The organism is Lacrimispora sp., assembly GCF_031982545.1.
In the GTDB taxonomy this organism is placed as follows: Bacteria; Bacillota; Clostridia; order Lachnospirales; family Lachnospiraceae; genus Lacrimispora.
Window position 1 is genome coordinate 208,467 of the sequence record NZ_DALYXB010000004.1, and the last position, 18,475, is coordinate 226,941.

General features: G+C 40.0%; 13 protein-coding genes. 1 reads left to right on the plus strand and 12 read right to left on the minus strand.

All coding sequences use genetic code 11. The features are described 5' to 3' along the window. Window positions 1–110: 110 nt before the first annotated feature. The 5 genes from ABS301_RS08630 to ABS301_RS08650 form a co-directional block, all read right to left on the minus strand. Window positions 111–2,975 carry a glycosyl hydrolase 115 family protein gene (locus ABS301_RS08630; protein WP_349671835.1) on the minus strand — a complete coding sequence of 955 codons (2,865 nt, stop codon included), beginning with the start codon at window positions 2,973–2,975 and terminating at the stop codon, window positions 111–113. Window positions 2,976–3,024: 49 nt separating this feature from the next. Beyond that, window positions 3,025–4,992: a hypothetical protein gene (locus ABS301_RS08635; RefSeq protein ID WP_349671836.1), complete on the minus strand. Its 1,968-nt coding sequence runs from the start codon at window positions 4,990–4,992 to the stop codon at window positions 3,025–3,027. Between the two features lie 136 nt (window positions 4,993–5,128). Continuing rightward, window positions 5,129–6,796, minus strand: coding sequence for an extracellular solute-binding protein (locus ABS301_RS08640; protein WP_349671837.1), 1,668 nt, complete (start codon window positions 6,794–6,796; stop codon window positions 5,129–5,131). 49 nt (window positions 6,797–6,845) lie between these two features. Further along, window positions 6,846–7,727: a carbohydrate ABC transporter permease gene (locus tag ABS301_RS08645; protein ID WP_349671838.1), complete on the minus strand. Its 882-nt coding sequence runs from the start codon at window positions 7,725–7,727 to the stop codon at window positions 6,846–6,848. Window positions 7,728–7,744: 17 nt separating this feature from the next. Then, on the minus strand, window positions 7,745–8,695 hold the full coding sequence (locus ABS301_RS08650) for an ABC transporter permease (protein ID WP_349671839.1): 951 nt from the start codon (window positions 8,693–8,695) through the stop codon (window positions 7,745–7,747). Window positions 8,696–8,958: 263 nt separating this feature from the next. Between ABS301_RS08650 and ABS301_RS08655 the strand changes: the two genes are divergently transcribed. Beyond that, complete coding sequence (locus ABS301_RS08655; protein ID WP_349671840.1) at window positions 8,959–11,250, plus strand: helix-turn-helix domain-containing protein; 2,292 nt, start codon at window positions 8,959–8,961, stop codon at window positions 11,248–11,250. Between the two features lie 73 nt (window positions 11,251–11,323). Here ABS301_RS08655 and ABS301_RS08660 read toward each other — a convergent pair whose 3' ends face one another. The 7 genes from ABS301_RS08660 to ABS301_RS08690 all read right to left on the minus strand — a co-directional run bounded on the left by ABS301_RS08660 (window position 11,324) and on the right by ABS301_RS08690 (window position 18,447). After that, window positions 11,324–11,962, minus strand: coding sequence for a DsbA family oxidoreductase (locus ABS301_RS08660; protein WP_502877957.1), 639 nt, complete (start codon window positions 11,960–11,962; stop codon window positions 11,324–11,326). A gap of 109 nt (window positions 11,963–12,071) precedes the next feature. Further along, complete coding sequence (locus tag ABS301_RS08665) at window positions 12,072–12,635, minus strand: GNAT family N-acetyltransferase (RefSeq protein WP_349671841.1); 564 nt, start codon at window positions 12,633–12,635, stop codon at window positions 12,072–12,074. 224 nt (window positions 12,636–12,859) lie between these two features. Continuing rightward, on the minus strand, window positions 12,860–13,219 hold the full coding sequence (locus ABS301_RS08670; RefSeq protein ID WP_349671842.1) for a VOC family protein: 360 nt from the start codon (window positions 13,217–13,219) through the stop codon (window positions 12,860–12,862). Between the two features lie 32 nt (window positions 13,220–13,251). Further along, the gene (locus ABS301_RS08675; RefSeq protein ID WP_349671843.1) at window positions 13,252–15,117 is read right to left on the minus strand and encodes an ABC transporter ATP-binding protein; all 1,866 of its coding nucleotides are present in this window, start codon (window positions 15,115–15,117) and stop codon (window positions 13,252–13,254) included. Beyond that, the gene (locus ABS301_RS08680) at window positions 15,114–16,874 is read right to left on the minus strand and encodes an ABC transporter ATP-binding protein (protein ID WP_349671844.1); all 1,761 of its coding nucleotides are present in this window, start codon (window positions 16,872–16,874) and stop codon (window positions 15,114–15,116) included. Before ABS301_RS08680 ends, ABS301_RS08675 begins: the two co-directional genes overlap by 4 nt. A gap of 88 nt (window positions 16,875–16,962) precedes the next feature. After that, a complete protein-coding gene (locus tag ABS301_RS08685; protein WP_349671845.1) occupies window positions 16,963–17,391 on the minus strand; it encodes a MarR family winged helix-turn-helix transcriptional regulator in 429 nt (142 codons plus the stop codon). Window positions 17,392–17,481: 90 nt separating this feature from the next. After that, entirely contained in the window at window positions 17,482–18,447 is a 966-nt protein-coding gene (locus ABS301_RS08690; RefSeq protein WP_349671846.1) for a hypothetical protein, read from the minus strand. Window positions 18,448–18,475: the final 28 nt, after the last annotated feature.

Genomic DNA, 18,475 nt, shown 5'->3' on the forward strand with positions numbered 1-18,475 from the left:
AAAAAAACACGCAGACTCAGCATAGTGAGTCAATGCGTGCTTTAACAGTTCATGCCCTTTTGTCGGAGCGCTTGTTAAATGATACCATCATCCCTTGGAGCAAATTATTATTATTTGCAGTAGAAACTTTCCACGGGTCCGAGATAGGATTCCGGCAGTTCTGCCCCATCAGGATGCAGAACAATCCTCTCCAGAAGTATATTGGGGCTTACATGGTAAAACCACAGTATATTTAACCCTTTACGGCATCTTACTTTCCTTTGGAAGATCTTAACGTTATCATGAGATTCCTTGCTCCACTGACGGCTTAAAAAATATTCCCTGCTGGTATCCCATATGGTATCTTCGACACAGACAGGTTCCTCATTGATACTGGTACCGATATATAAATGCTGCCTGCTGTCTACAGGAGCAGACGGCGCCAGATAAAAAGCAGCGTCATATATGCCGTCTTTCTTCGCAACAAAACGATATTCCAAAAATGGCCTTTCTTCTGCATCAAAAAAATCAGCAGTGGCAGGATACACCTTCATGGCTGCCCCTGTCCGTCCATAAGGAGACAGTCTTACAAAATCTGCCCCGTTTACACATTCTTTTTTTGCATAGTGGTCCGCCTCCATGGCGATGTAATGATCATACTCAATAAATGTCATCGGTCCATAAGCCGACAAATCGGGCTGCTCCGCTTCTACACTGATGATTACTTTGGTGTTGTCATTGCCTTCCACACAAAAGACCCCTACTTCTTTTCCCTTCAGCAAGGTCCGTTCAACCCATACGGTTACTGTATCGGTTAAAGAAGTTTCCCCAAAGCACTTGGAAAACTTCAGCCAGGAACATTCCGTAGTAATCCGGTACCAAACAGGTTCCCTGCTTCCGCAGGCAATATCAAGGTCAAAGCTGTTTCTGTCAGGTCTTAGAAAATCATGAAAGCTCATCTGGTTTCCACTCCAGTATTTACCTATGTTATAGATCACCGAATCCGCTTTTCCCACAATTATTCTGGGACTGTTGGCGGGCTCTGCATAGATTCTCAGCGGATATTTATTATCTTCATCACACCAGTTGGTAAAACCAAAATGTTCCGATAAACCAAAGCCGTAAAATCTCTGACCTTCCAGCGTATGCAATTCCTCCGTAATGGTTCTGTCATAGGCGATGCACCTGCCTATTTCCTCAGCAATTACGTTGGCTTCCAGCCTGTTCTGCCTGGCGAACAGTTCATTCTGGGAGGCAAGTACCCAGGTCTTCATCAGATTGGCAGTTCCTACAGCTGGATAAAAAATCAATTCATAGAAACCTGCATAATTATTTTTCGGACACTTCTCTTTCAGCTCATTGCAGCGCTTAATAATCCACTCTGAATTATTGAGCACCTCTTTTGCTTCTCCAAAATGTACCGGATGATAAATCTTATCATTCATAATTTCATGCTTGCGCCGCTCACACATCAGGGTGTAACTTTCAATAATCCGGGCAATATCTTCCAACTCCTTTTGATCAAAGCTGCCAAGAAATTGCTGTTTCACCCAGCTCCTTATAAAATCACCTGTATGATTCGGATGTGCCGTACCCATAGCCTCCATATTATATGCAAGCTCCATTATATAAGAGATCGCCAGTTCCTGTGTTGCGATATCACCTGCATTGACTACCCAGATATCCCTGACTCCGTAATCGTAAGCCATAGACAGCTGTTCCCATACCCTGGGAAGATAAGTGGAACCGACCCACTGGTAGGAGTGTGCACCTCCATGCATGTCAATATGATAATACATACCGTATCCACCCTTATGGTCACGCATCTTTTCAGTAGGTAAGGTTCTGGTGTAACCATGGTTGTTATCACTTAACATGAGTGTGACACCTTCCAGTTCCGGGTCCCCCATAAGTCCGGGTGTGTTCTCGTCTCCGTAAAAGAAAGCCTCCACTTCCGTAAATAAAACAATCTGCCTTAGTACCTGATTTAAGTCCTGATTAACCGTTTCCCGAATCAGATGATTCTGCTCCCGTAATACCTCTCTTATAAGTTTAATATTATCTGCCAGACTTGCATTCTGCATAATGGCAGTATCGTTTTCTCCCCGCATTCCCATAGTAATAATATTTTCAAATGCCTTGTTTCTATTCAGTCCGTCCTTCCAGAACCTTATTATATTTTCCCGGTTTTTATTAAAATCCCATGCATCTCCGTAAATAGAATCTTTTCCCCGCACCTTACCGTATTCGTTGCCGCTTCTCATACAAGACTCATGATGGGAAGTGCTCATCACGATGCCAAGCTCATCTGCCAGCTGGGCACTTTTTATTCCCGGACCATCCAGGCTGAAATCCGAATTCCACATGGCTGGCCACAGCAAATTTCCCTTGCTTCTTAACAGCAGTTCAAAAACATGCTCGTAGCATTCGGCATTGATGCCTCCGAACTTTTTCAATGCCCACTGACCGAAAGCGGGCCATTCATCATTAATAAAAATACCGCGGTATTTTACGGAAGGCTCTTTTGATATCATTTCACAGCTTCTGTCCAGAACTGCCGTTTCTTTTTTAACCGGATATACGCCACTCCAGTCAATCAAGGGGGATACCCCCAGCAATTCAGATAAATGGAACAGTCCGTATATGGTGCCTCTTTTATCGCTGCCTGCTATTACCAGAGACATTTTGATTCCTTTTACAGGGGATTTTATAAGCTTTATCTGATAAACCTCACGTTTATCCCGGATGTCTTCAAGATTTATTGCTCCTTCCCGGGCTAACTGTTCCAGCAGAGGACTCTTCCCCACCGTGCCGTAAATGACTGCATTTATCTCTTCCTTATATCCGGCTAGTTCTTCCCTTTTTATACAGGGCGGAAAAGTAGAGGTTACCCGCTCAATATCCGCTCTGACTTTTTCCGCAATCTTCCTGACTCCGGAATATGCTTCCTCTTCTTCATAAAACCAAAGGTTTTTACCTATACTGATCTGATTCATCCTTTTCTCCCCTCATAAGCCGTATCAATCCCATACTGTACCAGGAAATTTACACCCTGTCCCAATATTCCCCTGCCAATCCCTCTATGATTGATGCGCTTGCCCATGGCATAAGGCAGAACCATGTACTGGCCAAATACCCGTCTCTGTATTTTTCCGTTACAAGACCTTCACAATGGCAGAACCGTTCTGACATCCAGCCCTTTTTCCCATAGCCGTATTCCCGGTCATAGGAATTGTAAGTCTGGCAGCCCCAGTTAACGGTATCCGACAAACGCTCCCTTACATAGTCATCCTGGGTTTTGTCCACGTAATAAAGTAATTCATCAACCAGATTCGATGACATTGGATGAATATGGGGGTTGGCAATTGAGGTTACACTGCCTCCGCAGCTGGACCAGCCGATACTGCTTAAAGGCGGATACTTAACGGGGGAATTGTAACAGAATTTAAACGTAAATTCATAGCATAACGCTTCCTTCATATGCTCCAGAAAGGCTGGCTCACCGGTCAGGCCATGGAGGTATCTAACGGCTTTTATATAGGCCAGGATTCCTTCCGAATCGGTGGCCTTATCCGTATCCAACGGACCTCCGTAACACTCCATCGGTTTCACAAATGCTTCATAATAATGCAATTCGCTTTCCACAATACCACTTAGATGCTCCGTGTCTCCGGTCAGAAACATGTAGTAAGCCATTGCAGCCATACACCAGGCACTGCCTAAGGAATCATACTCAATACCTGCACCGGTTTTCTCCGATAATACGAATGGATATTCCGCATCGGTATTTTTTGTTTTTTCTATTTTACAGAGAATCCGTTTCACATAAACAAGCCAGTCCTGATGGACAGCGTTTCTGATTTTTTTCTCATATTCATAAGCCTTTAAAATATAATACATGGCCTGACCTATTAAGTAGGAGCTGTGACCGGGTGTATGCATTCCGTCGAACCACCAGCCTTTATTGCTCCATTCTGCGTTATTGCATGCTTCATATGGCAGCCCGGTCAGTGGATTGCCGGAATGTTCCATTATATTAATCATACACGCTAATGCCTGTTCCCGTATGTTCTCATCTTTCAGACGTAATGCAGCGAGCAGCATCGGCACGGCCACCGATAACCCGTTCGTCCAGGAAACAGATATAATTTTATTATACCGGTAGCTTCCCGTATCATTATCTTCAAATACTTGTCCTGCATAACTTTTCTCTTCCGGCAGCCAGGCATCCTTATAAACCGCAGCTGCTAAGTCTGCCACGGTTGTCCTGATCCCGCTCCCTTTTCTGGGGCTCTGGTGATAGCGGTAATAAACTTCTCTGACCACTGAATGAATCGCACATTCCGAATCGGCCTCCAGCTGGTATACAGCCATCAGAACTTCCACCGTTTCCCCCGGGCTCAATTCAAAACAGTTATCTCCAAGCGGTGCCCGCTCTCTGACATCGTGAGATTTTACGAACAGCCAGGGAGCATTTTCATACCCGAGAGTATACCCCACCGTTCCTTTTGACAGGGAACAGGAAAATCCTGTGTACTGGTAAAAATCTCCTTCCTGCCGGGGACTCCACTGTTTCTTTTTACCGTCTGCAGATAGAAAATAAGGGCTTGCGCTGAATCCATATATTTTACCCGTATCATATACCAAAGCCACCGGATGGGACAGGCGGTCCCCTCTCACCATCCAGTCAGGAGAAGATGGACGGTTACTATTCTCTCTCAGTCTGGGAAATTCATTTGGCACATTCTGCGGGCATTCCCCCCGGTTTCTCCCATACATAAATGCCGGAAGGAAAAAACGGGGATCTTTTTTATTAAATTCCATCTCAATGTGAATAACCCCAGCCCATTTATCTTTATTTTCATTGCAGACACTTATCTTTACGCAAAAAGGGGTTTTAAGATTCCCGTCACCTTCCAGAATATCCACGGTCGCAGTTAAGTGATGTACGTCCAGCGGAAGATATTTTGTATCAGCCTGCATCTTAGCTCTTGCCGATGTTATAATTTTCATAAAAATACCGCCTCAGTCCTTTATTTTCTTACATGAGTAACTTTGCAAAAAAGGAAAACAAATTGTTTTCCTTTTTTACAATATTCTCTATTCCGTTTATCTATCATTTAAGTCTAATAGTTGAACATGAATCCGTTTATTTATTTGCAAATAAATTATCATAGTACTCCGTACGTTCCTTTATAATAACATCGTATCCGATATCCTTTAATTTTGATTTGAATTCTTCCAAAATTTTATCAAATTCATCCGGACTGCAGGTAACTAATTTCACAAAATACTCATCTCTCAATACACTGATTTCCGTATTTTTCTCCGTATAGGTGGGATCCGTAAACGTCGGATCATATCTTAAGGTTCCCACAGTTGCATTTTTAAAATTATCAATAACATAATTTTCGTACCCTGGTGCTTCTTTCGAGGTAGCAGCTGCAAATTCGTCTGCTGTTTTATAATATCCCTGGTTTCCGATTAAGAATAAATCATGTCTGGTCCAGTCTTTATCCTTTACATTATAATTGGCATCGATGACACATGGAACATTCTGATCATCAAATTTAAAATGTTCGCCCTCAAAGCCATGGAATAAAGTGAATCCTCCTTCTTTTGTTCCAAGCCAGTCCAGGTAAGTAATGGCAGCTTCCACATTCTTGGCTGTTTTGGGTATGAATAAAAAAGCACCGTTAATTGGATAGTTTTTATTATAGACAACCCTATCATTTATGTTCTTCATAGGCGGAATGCTGATTACATCCGCTTTAGGGTCTGTGGACTGTAAGGTTTTTAACAGGCTGCCGCGAAGGCTGTCAACGTTGTAGTTAACATTGGATTCAAAACAACCTATTTTGCCGTTTACAAAATCTTCTTTTAAAGAATTATCGTTTGCTGTATTTACATAGTATTCCGGATCCATGAGTCCTTCGTTATACAGCTTATTCATCCATTTGAAGTAATCCCCGTAACCCGGATCCGTATAAATTAAATCAGTCGCAGAGCCTGCTCCGATATCATAGGCTTTCTCATCCGCAATGTTCTTTAAAAATGCAAGTGACATTACGCCGTGGGGATCACTTGATTTTGAATTTGTCGGGAATCCGGATGCAAAAGCAGTCGGATGGTTCTGTTTGAATGCTTTAAGCACTGCATACATTTCATCGGTTGTTGTAGGAATTTGTAATCCTGCTTCATCCAGCCAGTCTTTTCTGATAAATATATTGGAGGAAGCTGTTGTGGAACGTCTTGCAGGGATTGCCCATAATACACCGTCTTTATTCCGTCCCAGGCTTAAGCAATCTTTACCAATATATTCCTTCAGATTCTTAGCCTGGTCGGCACCGTCCACATAAGGAGACAGGTCATAAGTACCGCCATCATTATAAAACCCTTCCACAACAGAAGTCGTATAGCATATCATAACATCTGCCGCGGTATTTGAAGCCATCATAAGCTGCGTTTTATTTAATTCATCTGCTCTTGGCACTGCTATGAATTTAACGGTAATCCCCACTTTATTCATTTCCTGGTTGATATACTTTGTCCATTTGTTATCAACAACCGTACTGCCTTCCGGTGCATTGCTTCTGTCAAATACTTCTACGGTAATGTTTACATTATCAAACTGCTTAGAACCATATGTAGTCTTAAAATCACTGCTCTCTTTTTCTTTCGTGGTATCTGCCAAAGCAGCTTTTGTATCGGCAGTATTTGTATTCGGTGAACCGCCCCCTTTGTTATTGCATCCAGCCATACTCCCCACGGTCACCATAACCAGTGATAGTGCAAGTAATTTTCTTGCCTTTTTCATATACCTTCCTCCTCATATAATTTTTAGTGTATATCACTTGCTGGTCCTGTCAACCTTTTACAGCACCAAGCATAACACCCTTGACAAAATACTTTTGAAGCCATGGATAAACAACAAGAATAGGAATCGTTCCTACAACAATGCATGCCATTTTCAAAGATTCCGCCATAACCTGAGAGCCCAGGCCTTCACTCCCCGCTGCTCCAAGCTCATCTGCATAAAGAAGACTTCTTAATCTCAATTGAAGCGTAAACTTTTCAGGTGTCTGAATATAAATCAAAGCACTAAAATAATCATTCCAATAAGAAACTGCATAAAAGAGACCGATTGTCGCGATAATGGGTAAGGACAGCGGCAGTACAATTTTCACCAGAATCTGCACATCAGATGCACCGTCTAAATATGCCGCCTCCTCAAGACTGCGGGGAATTTCCCTGAAAAAGGTTCTCATAACAATAAAGTTAAATACACTCACCGATGTGGGGAGATACAGCGAGGAAAGATGATCAAACATACCCAAATTCTTTACAACCAGGAATGTGGGAATAATCCCGCCGCTGAAATACATGGTAAACAGTATCAACGCTGATATCCATTTACGCCCTTTCAGCTTATCCTTCGATAGGGCATACGCTGCAAATATAGTTAAAATTAATCCAATTGCGGTTCCCAGCATAGTAACCAATATGGTTGTGCCCATGGCGGCCCATATCTGCCCCCTGTGTAAAATATCCTTATAAGCATCTAATTGAAACTCTATGGGGAAAAGAGTAACTTTACCGGATAATACGGCTCTGTTACTGCTAAGAGAGTAAGCAACCACATTTAAAAAAGGATAAAGGCATATAAAAACTATAATCGTTAATAGGGTATAATTTATCACTGTACCGAGAGAAATCATTTTCTTTGCTTTTCTGCTTTTACTTAACATAAAATATCAAATCCTCTCTAAAGAATTCCCTCTTCTCCGATGCATTTTGCAAAACGGTCTGCAAAGAAAAGAATTATAATGTTAATAACCGACTGAAACAATCCGATCACCGTTGATAAGCTATACTCCGCTTTAACGATACCTAACCGGTAGATATAGGTACTTATTACTTCCGATACGTTGATTACTTTTGTATTGCCAAGCAGCAATGGCGCATCCAAACCGATACTCATCATTTTGCTGACCGAAAGAATCAGCATAACGATCAATACCGACCTTATCATCGGCAGGGTTATATATATGATACGCTGAATCTTTGTCGCGCCGTCAATATATGCAGCTTCATATAAGGATTCATCAATTCCTGCCATAGCCGCAAGATAAATGATTGTTCCCCACCCAATCTCTTTCCATATATTACTTATTACATAGGTAAATATCCACCAGCCCTTATTGTTTAAAAAAGGCACCGGACTGAACCCCAGGCTGGTTATGAGGTTGTTGATACTTCCATCCGTCTGGGAAAACAGATTGGTAGCAATACCTGCCACAACTACCCATGACATAAAGTGAGGCAGATACAGAAACGATTGTGATATCTTCTTAAACGTTACGCAACGTACCTCATTAAGCATGAAAGCAACTATAATAGTAAGCGGAAAATTCACCAAAAGCGTTGCCATATTAAGTACTAAGGTATTTCGGGTGGATAACCAGAACAAATCTGAGGAAAATACTTTTTTAAAGTTTTGAAGTCCCACCCAGTTACTGCCGTTAATACCCTTAAACACATTATAATCTTTAAATGCAATGGTCAAGCCATACATCGGTATGTATTTAAATACGATGTAGTAGACAATAACAGGTACCAGCATTAAATAAAGCCATTTATCTCTCCATAAATAGAACCAAATTGGTTTGCTGACTGTCCCGGCTCTGGTCAGCCGCTGTGCCGATTTCTTCATCATTTTCTTTCACCCTTCTGTTATAATACAGAATAATCTGTATGTATAAATTTTTGATATAGCTATCATATTCAGGAAACTTAAAATTTTCAACAGTATGATTCTATTTCTGAATATCAAAAACGATACAGCACCATTAAAATCTATTCTTACTATGTATAATTATCTTTGAACTTGAAAAGAGGTTCAGCACTATGCTATACTAAAACGATTAATTGAGATAAAATTTATTAATTAATTCATGCAGCTCTGTGGGGGAAACTTTTATGATAAAAAAAGCGGGTTTTGAACATAAAAGAAAAAAGTGGAAAGGCTTTCCTCGTTACTTATACAAAATAATTTTATCCAATACATTTCTCATACTGATCCCCATATGTATCTTAGGAATTGTCTGGTATGGTATGATATCCCACCAGGCCCGGCAAAAATTCCAGCAGGAAAAGTCAATTATTTTTAATGAAATCGTGTCCGGTATCAGCCAGAGGCTGAAAACCATAAAGCTGGAAGTTGCTACTGAATCAAGAGAACAAAAATACAGTACCTATACATATTCCGTTGATTATACCACCGATTTATCCATGATTATAAAACGCCTGTCCTCTATGACTGAGAAATACCATCTGATTTTTTCCGTCTATTTTTATGATGAAAAAACCCGGAAAATTTATAATTCAAAATCCGGAAAATACAATTTAGATGAATTTTATGATACCAGCTGGCTGAAGGACACTGATGAAAACCTCTATAGTGTACAACAACTCCCACTCCGGTATGCTTTTGAGAATAAAGTTCTGTTAGATAAATTTAACACTTTATACAGTGAGTTTAATCAACTGGTTTTCACTTATGTAATCAAAGGTAAACCAGATTTTTACCTGGCAGCGAATATCAGCATTGACAGACTTTATGATGAGATCGCAGCTTCCTATGATCTGCAGAATGATAATCAGGAATTCTTCTTTCTGGACACTAACGGGCAGTTGATCGAGGGGAACTGCAGCTATACAGACCCGGAAAATCTCATAAGTCTTCCCGCCGGTACCATGAAAAACGGGGTGAATTATGTAACTCGGAATAACCGCATTTATTTCATGAAAAATCTTGATTTCGGAATTTACATTGTTACCTCCTATCCGTTACATGATTCTTATCATGAATCTCAATATTTAGGAAAATACATTCTGCTCATATGTATCGGACTACTGCTTTTCTTATTGATTATATCGGTATATATGGCCAAAAATCTGTATCAGCCTGTCAATGCACTTTATATGGAAATTACTGATAATTTAAATAACTTTCAAAATGAGAATGTTTATGATGAAATTAATATGCTGAAACAGGTTTTTTTTGAAATGAATACCTTTAACTCAAAAGCAAAGCTTAATCTAAAGCAATTTGACGAGATAAGTAAAACCTTCCGTTTTCGTAATTATCTGGAACATTATCAGTGTCAGGAGGATTTTCTGCAGGATCATCCATTTCTGTTTGATGAAAATGGGGATGGTCTTTGTGAAATGCTGGTATTAAAAATTAACGTTGCAAATAAAGCCATTTCAATCAATGAAGAGATGCTATTCCGCATGAATTTACAGGAAGTGCTGCGAACCTACCTTCAATCCTCAATGAAGGGCATATTAACCGAGATTAAAGAGAATAATCTAGTTCTGTTATACGTTGGTAATGAAAAAGAAAGCCTAATGCAGACAAGAAAAATAATTACTGATACAGTCATAAAGTTAACTGATCAAAATGCATATTTTGCCATCAGCCGGCCAATAAGCAATGTGGAGGAAATAATCCCTCAATATCAAATCTGTATTGATTTAATATTAAATGCTTATTTCTTTCAATTTAAAAATGAAATTATAACAGAGGAACACTTGGTTAAATATGACGACATTGATGACCTTTATAATACACTGCTTAACATGAATGCTGCTTTTATCAGAAACATTGTCTGCCAGAATGAAGCGGAAGTTGATAACTTGTACGAACAATTATATACAAAATTAAACTCACTGCAAAATGTATTTGAAGTAAAAGAGATCTGTACTCGTATTTTAGTTGACCTGGATCATGAATTACATTTTAGTAAATTACTGGAAATCAATCTTATACATGAATTAAATGATATGAGAACCCTGGCAGATTTAATGGAATTTATTAGAAAGATGTTAGTTTCAGTAAGCAATCAATATAAGAACAGCGACTCCAAAGAAAACAACTATTGTGAGCAGGCAAAAAAATATCTGGACGAAAACTATATGATTGATATGAATATTACCGACGTGGCAGATAACCTGGATATTAGTTATTCCTATTTGAGCAGAATTTTCCGTTCCAGAACCGGTTTTACTTTAACAGATTACCTTAATGGTGTACGGATAAATAAGAGTAAGGATTATCTGAGTAATACTTCTTTGACTTTGGGTGAGATATCGGAAAAGGTTGGTTATAATAATGTTCAAAGCTATCAACGCTTTTTTAAAAAATATATTAATTTAACCCCGGGTGATTTTAGAAAGCTTTATACCAACCCGCATAACAAGATCTGAATAGTGAAACTGCCGTTTATACCGGATTTAAGGCGGTTTATAACGGCAGTTTTTTTATTAACTGTATATCATATTATTTTTCCGATTCATATGCTTCCTGTAGTGCGTGAAGAAATGTATCAGGATTTTGAGCACCAGAGACTGCGTACCAATTATTAATTAAAAAATACGGAACTGCATTGATTTTTAATTTTTGAGCCATTTCTTCTTCCTTCTTCACCTCTGACTTGAGCTGATCACCATTTAGATGTATTGTTAAATCAGGAATATCAAGACCAGCCTCTTCAGCCAGTTTTAAAAGAGCATCCCTGTCGCCGATGTCCATTCCTTCTTCAAAATACCCCTGGAAGAAAAGTTTCACCAGTTCGTTCGCTTTTCCCTTTGGCTTTGCATACTGAATTATTTCATGAGCCAATTCTGTACTATTTAGCTTTAATAAATCAAAACGGTAATGAAGTCCGACTTCAGCTGCTGCTTTCACAATCATATCATTATTACGTTTTGCCTCCTCATAGCTGATGTGGTACTTATCTGCGATAACCTGATGAATGTCTTTGCCCTTCACAGATTCGCCTGACATGTTTAGTTCAAAACTTCTATATACGACTTCTACTTCATCTTTGTGCTCAAACTTGCTTAATGCCATTTCAAACTTGGTTTTGCCCATATAGCAGAAGGGGCAGACAAAATCGGACCAAATTTCTATTCTCATACGATCAGCTCCTTTTCCTTTTTTTGGCGGTTTAAAAGTATTTTCCTTTTTTGAAAGGTACTTTTATTATACTGATAATGAGAAAAAAAGCAAAGGGGATTCAATAATTTTATTTTAAAAGAATCCAATAATTTTCATATTCTGTTCCGTCATATCCAACCAGTTTTTGATCTGTCAGTTGAAAATTCATATTTTCCAGTGCTTTCCTTCTTTCTGCCGCCTGAGGGACCGCTTTTGTCGCAATCATCCGGCATTCAAATAATTCATAGATAGGTGAGATTAATATGGATATTAAATTTTCAATACAGTTTTCCGTTTCATAATCGCTTCTTAGATCTATTCTTAATAAACCGCACTGATTAAAATAATCACTGGATCTTCTTTGAAAAACCTCTATGGTTCCAATCACTTCACCCATCTTCTTCGAAATAACGGACCAACGTACAAAGCCTTTTCTATCATATTCATCAAACCAGTAATTTACTGCCTCTTCCATACGTTTATATGAACTATAATAAAAATCATCGCCGTGACAATTATCATTATTAAAAAACGGCAAGGAATTTTTATCACTGTAAACACGAAAAAGAAAGGGAACATCTCCATGCTCAACAAACCGAAGCAAAAAATTTCCGTTTTCCAATACAGGACATTTTTCATAAACACCAGACATATTTAAACCTCATCTTTCATTTTCTTTTATTATAACAAAGGAACCATGACAACACTGTGTCATGGTTCCTTTGTTATTCAGCTATATGAATCGGGTTTAAAATGCCCTGATCTCCTGCACTGATAAAATCAGAATATATTTGTTTTCCTATTCCGTGAGCTCACCCTGTCACAACCACGCCTCTGTTCATAGCCTTCTCCTTGTTCAAAAACAATCACATAGCTCTATCCATGCTGCACAATCTGCACTTCCAGACCATTGGGATCTTCCACAAAAAAGAAAGTGGTGGAAGGTGCTGGTGAAAAGGGTCCGCTTTTAATTTCTATCTGATTCTGCTTTATCTGTGCCATTGCTTCTTCAATCGATGGAACTTCAAACCCAATTGATATCCCTTTGCTCTCCTGGAGTATACCGTTCTGTTCAATTAATTCAATGAGCGCATTGCCTGGCTCGCCAAGCATCGCGATTTTCATGTGGGGTCCTGCCTCAAATTGACTTACAATGCCAAGACCAATGATGTTGTGGTAAAACCGGATTGATTCTTCTAACGATTTTACATGAATGGTCGTCCAACAAAACTTCATATTCTGCCTCCGTATTTACTATAGTATTTTTATTAAGCTGCCTCAAACTGACTGTTATAAAGCTGTGCATAAAATCCGTTCTTTAAAAGCAGTTCCTCATGGCTTCCGCTTTCGATAATATCACCATCCTTCATAACCAGAATTAAATCTGCATTTTTTATCGTTGATAGCCGGTGTGCAATCACAAAGGACGTTCTTCCTTTTGTAAGCTGATCCATAGCCGTCTGAACCATACGTTCTGTACGGGTATCAACCGAGCTTGTGGCCTCATCAAGGATTAATAAAGGTGCGTTTTGTATCATGGCTCTTGCAATGGTAATCAGCTGCTTCTGGCCCTCTGATAGACTGGCCTTATCATTTAATATTGTATCATAACCCTTGGGTAATGTCATAATAAAATGATGCAGACCTACTGTTTTGCAGGCATTAATCACATCGTCCTCTGTCACCCCCTGCTTGCTGTAAATGATATTTTCCCGTATGGTTCCTTCAAAAATCCAGGTATCCTGTAATACCATGCTAAACTGTGCATGCACATTCTCTCTTGGTACCTGATTTACCGGTACCCCGTCAATCAGGATTTTTCCTCCATCCGTTTCATAAAATCTCATAAGCAGATTGACCATGGTAGTCTTTCCGGCTCCCGTAGGACCAACGATAGCCACCTTCTGTCCTGCGTCAATTTTTGCAGAAAAGTTGTTGATTACCGGCTTATTGGGTGTGTAACCAAATCTGACATTTTTAAATTCCACAGTTCCTTTTACATCAGTTAAAATATTCTTTTTCTCAGATTCATTCTCAAGTTCCTCTTCATCAAGGAATTCAAAAACGCGTTCACTTGCTGCAGCTGTCCTCTGAAGATTATTCATAGCCTGAGCGATCTGGGATAACGGCTGGGTAAATAAACGGATATACAACATAAATGCCACAATCACACCAAAGGTAATGGTTCCTTTCATAGCAAGAGCCGCACCAACCACACAGACAGCAACATAGCCAAAGTTCCCCACAAAGTTCATCAGAGGCATCATAAGTCCTGAAAGAAACTGTGATTTCCATGCACTGCTGTATAAACTGCGGTTGCTGTTTTCAAAAGCATCTTTTGCTTCCCTGCTGCCATTATACACCTTAACAACATTATGACCGGTATAAACTTCCTCAATCAGCCCATTAATATGACCTAATTCTGTCTGCTGTTGTTTAAAGTATTTCTGTGACTGTTTCATGATAATCATCATGAAACTAAAACCTATTACGCTGGAACCTACCGCAGTCAACGCAAGAATCCAGCTGTTATAAAACATCATGATCAAAGAACCAGCCAGCATGGTAATAGCAGAAATTAAGGTTCCAACACTTTGATTTAATGTCTGTCCGATGGCATCCACATCATTGGTCACACGGCTTAATACATCTCCAATGCTTACGGAATCAAAGTACTTCAAAGGCAGGCGGTTCATCTTCTGGGAGATATCTGTCCTCATCTTTTTCGAGATAACCTGTGTAATGGTTGCCATAACCAGACTCTGGATATAGTTTAACAGTAGAGAAACTGCGTAAAACACCGCCAGCGTCCGCCCAATGTTTAAAACGGCATTCATGTCAATGGTTCCCAGAACAGGCGCTCCATTTACCATGGCAGGAAGCCCTTTCATGATTTCATTTGTTAAATTTTTTAATTGATCCGGTCCAATAATCTGTAATATGGTTCCGGCCGCAGCCGCAGCCAGAGCAAAGATGATGGCGGGAAGATATTGTTTGCAGTACGCCAGCAGCTTTGTCATCGTAGTATTAAAGTTTTTGGGTTTTTCCACAACCTGCCCCATAGATCCCTTTCCCATGGGGCCGCCTGACATTGGGCCTGTATGGGAATTCTTTTTTCCTTGTTGTTCACTCATGATATTAATTCCTCCTGACTAAGCTGTGACATTGCGATTTCCCTGTAAACACTGCAGGTTTGAAGCAACTCTCTGTGTGTTCCTTTTCCAACTATCTTTCCTTCATCAAGAACAATGATCTGATCTGCATCCATGATTGTACCAATTCTCTGTGCAACAATCAGACTGGTGGCTCCCCCGGATTCCTTTTTAAGAGCAGTTCGTAACACACGGTCAGTTTTATAGTCCAGTGCAGAAAAGCTGTCATCAAAAATATAAATCTCCGGTTTTCGGCAGACTGCCCGGGCAATGGCAAGACGCTGTTTCTGTCCTCCTGATACATTGGTTCCACCCTGTGCGATCTCCGCCTCATACTGATGTTCCATGTTCTCCACAAATTCACTGCCCTGAGCAGTCCTTACCGCGGATTTAATCTCTTCTGGCAGTGGTTTCTTCTTTCCATTATCACCAAATGCCACATTGCTGCTTACTGTCCCCCGAAACATTACTGCTTTCTGGGGTACATATCCAATCTTATTATGAAGAGCCTCCTGTGTATAATCCTTTACATTCACACCATCGACCAGAATCTCGCCTTCTGTTGCATCATAAAACCTGGGAATCAGACTGATCAGCGTGCTTTTTCCGCTTCCGGTAGAGCCGATAAATGCCACAGTCTCCCCTCTGCCTGCCTGAAAACTAATGTTTTCCAAAACACAGTCGGCAGCTCCCGGATATTGAAAGCTGACATTTTTAAATTCAATGGTTCCCTCAATCCCCATCTCCCCATCTTTTTTATCTCCGTCGATAATAACCGGCTTTGTTTCAAGTACCTCATTAATACGTTTTGCAGAGACGGATGCTCTTGGAAGAAGGATAAAAATCATTACCAGCATCATAAAGGACATGATTACCTGAACCGCATAAGATGAAAATACCACCATGTTGGAGAATATAGTCAGCCGGTCCATGGCCTGGGCGGCGTTAATTAAATTAGCTCCAATCCAGTAAATTGCCAGAGACAATCCGCTCATTAATGTAGTCATCATAGGCATCATAATTGCCATGCCACGGTTGGTATATAACTGGGTGGCAGTCAATTCCTGATTGGCCTGTTCAAATTTTTTTTCCTGGTAATGCTCTGCATTATACGCTCTCACTACCCGTAAACCGGTTAAATTCTCTCTTGTAACCCGGTTTAAATTGTCCGTCAATGACTGCATTTTTTTAAATTTGGGCATAATGAACATCATAATTGTTCCAATCACCACAACCATAATTCCGACTGCGACACCCGTTGCCACAGTCCACTCATATCCTTTTCCTGCAATTTTTGTAATCGCCCAAACCACCATGATGGGAGCCTTAATAAGCATCTGGAGCCCCATGGTAATAAGCATCTGCACCTGGGTAATATCATTGGTGGAGCGTGTAATTAAACTGTCAGTAGAAAAGCGGTTAATTTCTTCCATGGAGAAAGAGTCTACTTTTGAGAACAAAAGACTTCTGAGTCTCTGGGAAAAAGAAGCTGCAATTCTGGCGGCAAAGAAACCGACCGCTACTGCAGAAACCAGGCTGCCTAAAGCACAAACTAACATTTTTGCTCCTGCCACCCATATGTCTGCCATCTCACTACCTGGAACCTGTGTCAGCCTGGTAATTTCTGACATATAGTCCGGGAGCTTCAAATCAAGCCAGACCTGAGCAATAATAAATATCAGACTGGCAAAAACCTGTATCCATTCTGCCTTTTTCAAGCGTCTCAGTAATTTTATCATGTATGATCCTCCTCTTTACTAACTTCGTTATATACTAATAGTATTAGTTAATTTTAGTAAAATATGCAGCCGATTAATCGGCCGCATATTAATTAAACTCCTGGGGATTTCTTTCTGCAAGCTTCTTCATGATCCGGATTAACTCCGTCGCATCCGCTTCTCCCAGATACTCCAGCATGCTTCTTGTAATATTCAAAATCATATCAGAATGTTTCTTCGTCTGTTTTCTTCCTGCTTCTGTCAGATCTACGAGAATTCTTCTCCGATCCTCTGTGTCAATTCTCCGGGTAATCAGGCCTTTTGCCTCCAGACTATTCAGTGCTGCAGCGATTCTGGCAGAGGTGATTCCCATTTCATTGCTGATTTCACTTGGAATAATACCGCCCTGACGCTTAGAGATATAAAAGAGCATAAAATTCTCGCCATGCATGGAATCATGTATCTTCTTCTGCCCATTCATATTACGCATCTGGTGCATGATCTGCATATATTCACGGGCCAGGCTTGAATAATCCATTTCGTCACCTTCTTGTTTTATTTTAATTAGCTAACACAGTTAACTATATACACTATTAATTATTTTGTCAATACTTGTTTCTGAATTTTCTTATTTTTTGTTCAGGATATAACTGGTAACAGTTTTAATATCTTTATTGTTTCCGGTATCATTGATTTCCTGACTGAGCTCATAATTTGTTATAAAGGTACCATCCTTTTGCTGAAAGCAGACTTCAGCGATTAACTGGCCGCTTCCTCCGTCGTACTGATCGGAAACGATTGTAATAATGTCCTTTAACCCATCATTATTTAAATCTTTAAATGAAACTGCTTCTACATCAACACTGTAAGGAAAGCCGTTGGTAAATTCGTAGAAAATATCCCCTTCTTCATTGGTCAGATAAAATACGACAGGTACATGGTCACCCTGAGTTAACTTTCCGGATACAAATTTAACTTTCCCCCATGAATCCAGATCGACCATAAAGGATTGATTCTCAATTGGTTCAAAACCTTCTATGTTTTTCAGGTTATTTGGAGAAAAGTCAAACTTACCTTCAGGAATCGTCATTACCGTATCTTCCGATTTCTTAGTAATTGCAATTTCTGCATTCATTTCCCTGGGGGACTTAAATGTGAGTTTCAATGTCCCCTCATTTCCCCTTGTATCATTTACAAGTACGCACTCTGCTGTATCTCCATCGACGATTCCTTCAAATTGAGAATTGTCGATGTTATAAGAAGGACTGCCGCTCACCGCTGTAATCTCTCCCCTGAGTTTACCGTTGTAAATACCGGAAATCACAAACGTGATACCTCCATTTTCAGGGAAGCTGCTGTCTGTATTTCTGATCCAGTTCTTTTTAAAATATTCCATATAGTCTGTTTCTTTTTCTGCAATGATAGTTTCAGAAGGCTTGCTCTCCTGAGATGACTGTACGGATATGGTTATATCCTGAGTGTCTTTTACAGACGAACTTTCTGTTTCCTGTAAGCGGTCCGGCGAAGCCGCTTTTCCGCAGCCAGCTGCCAGGCATGATACTGTAATTATCGTGAGTAAAATTTTCTTATTCATAATACCTCCATTTTATTCTGACTTCATC

Bases quoted from the DNA above. Each gene is read 5' to 3' on its own strand.
- ABS301_RS08630 (WP_349671835.1), bottom strand. From the start codon at position 2,975: ATGAATCAGATCAGTATAGGTAAAAACCTTTGGTTTTATGAAGAAGAG.
- ABS301_RS08635 (WP_349671836.1), bottom strand. From the start codon at position 4,992: ATGAAAATTATAACATCGGCAAGAGCTAAGATGCAGGCTGATACAAAA.
- ABS301_RS08640 (WP_349671837.1), bottom strand. From the start codon at position 6,796: ATGAAAAAGGCAAGAAAATTACTTGCACTATCACTGGTTATGGTGACC.
- ABS301_RS08645 (WP_349671838.1), bottom strand. From the start codon at position 7,727: ATGTTAAGTAAAAGCAGAAAAGCAAAGAAAATGATTTCTCTCGGTACA.
- ABS301_RS08650 (WP_349671839.1), bottom strand. From the start codon at position 8,695: ATGATGAAGAAATCGGCACAGCGGCTGACCAGAGCCGGGACAGTCAGC.
- ABS301_RS08655 (WP_349671840.1), top strand. From the start codon at position 8,959: ATGATAAAAAAAGCGGGTTTTGAACATAAAAGAAAAAAGTGGAAAGGC.
- ABS301_RS08660 (WP_502877957.1), bottom strand. From the start codon at position 11,962: ATGAGAATAGAAATTTGGTCCGATTTTGTCTGCCCCTTCTGCTATATG.
- ABS301_RS08665 (WP_349671841.1), bottom strand. From the start codon at position 12,635: ATGTCTGGTGTTTATGAAAAATGTCCTGTATTGGAAAACGGAAATTTT.
- ABS301_RS08670 (WP_349671842.1), bottom strand. From the start codon at position 13,219: ATGAAGTTTTGTTGGACGACCATTCATGTAAAATCGTTAGAAGAATCA.
- ABS301_RS08675 (WP_349671843.1), bottom strand. From the start codon at position 15,117: ATGAGTGAACAACAAGGAAAAAAGAATTCCCATACAGGCCCAATGTCA.
- ABS301_RS08680 (WP_349671844.1), bottom strand. From the start codon at position 16,874: ATGATAAAATTACTGAGACGCTTGAAAAAGGCAGAATGGATACAGGTT.
- ABS301_RS08685 (WP_349671845.1), bottom strand. From the start codon at position 17,391: ATGGATTATTCAAGCCTGGCCCGTGAATATATGCAGATCATGCACCAG.
- ABS301_RS08690 (WP_349671846.1), bottom strand. From the start codon at position 18,447: ATGAATAAGAAAATTTTACTCACGATAATTACAGTATCATGCCTGGCA.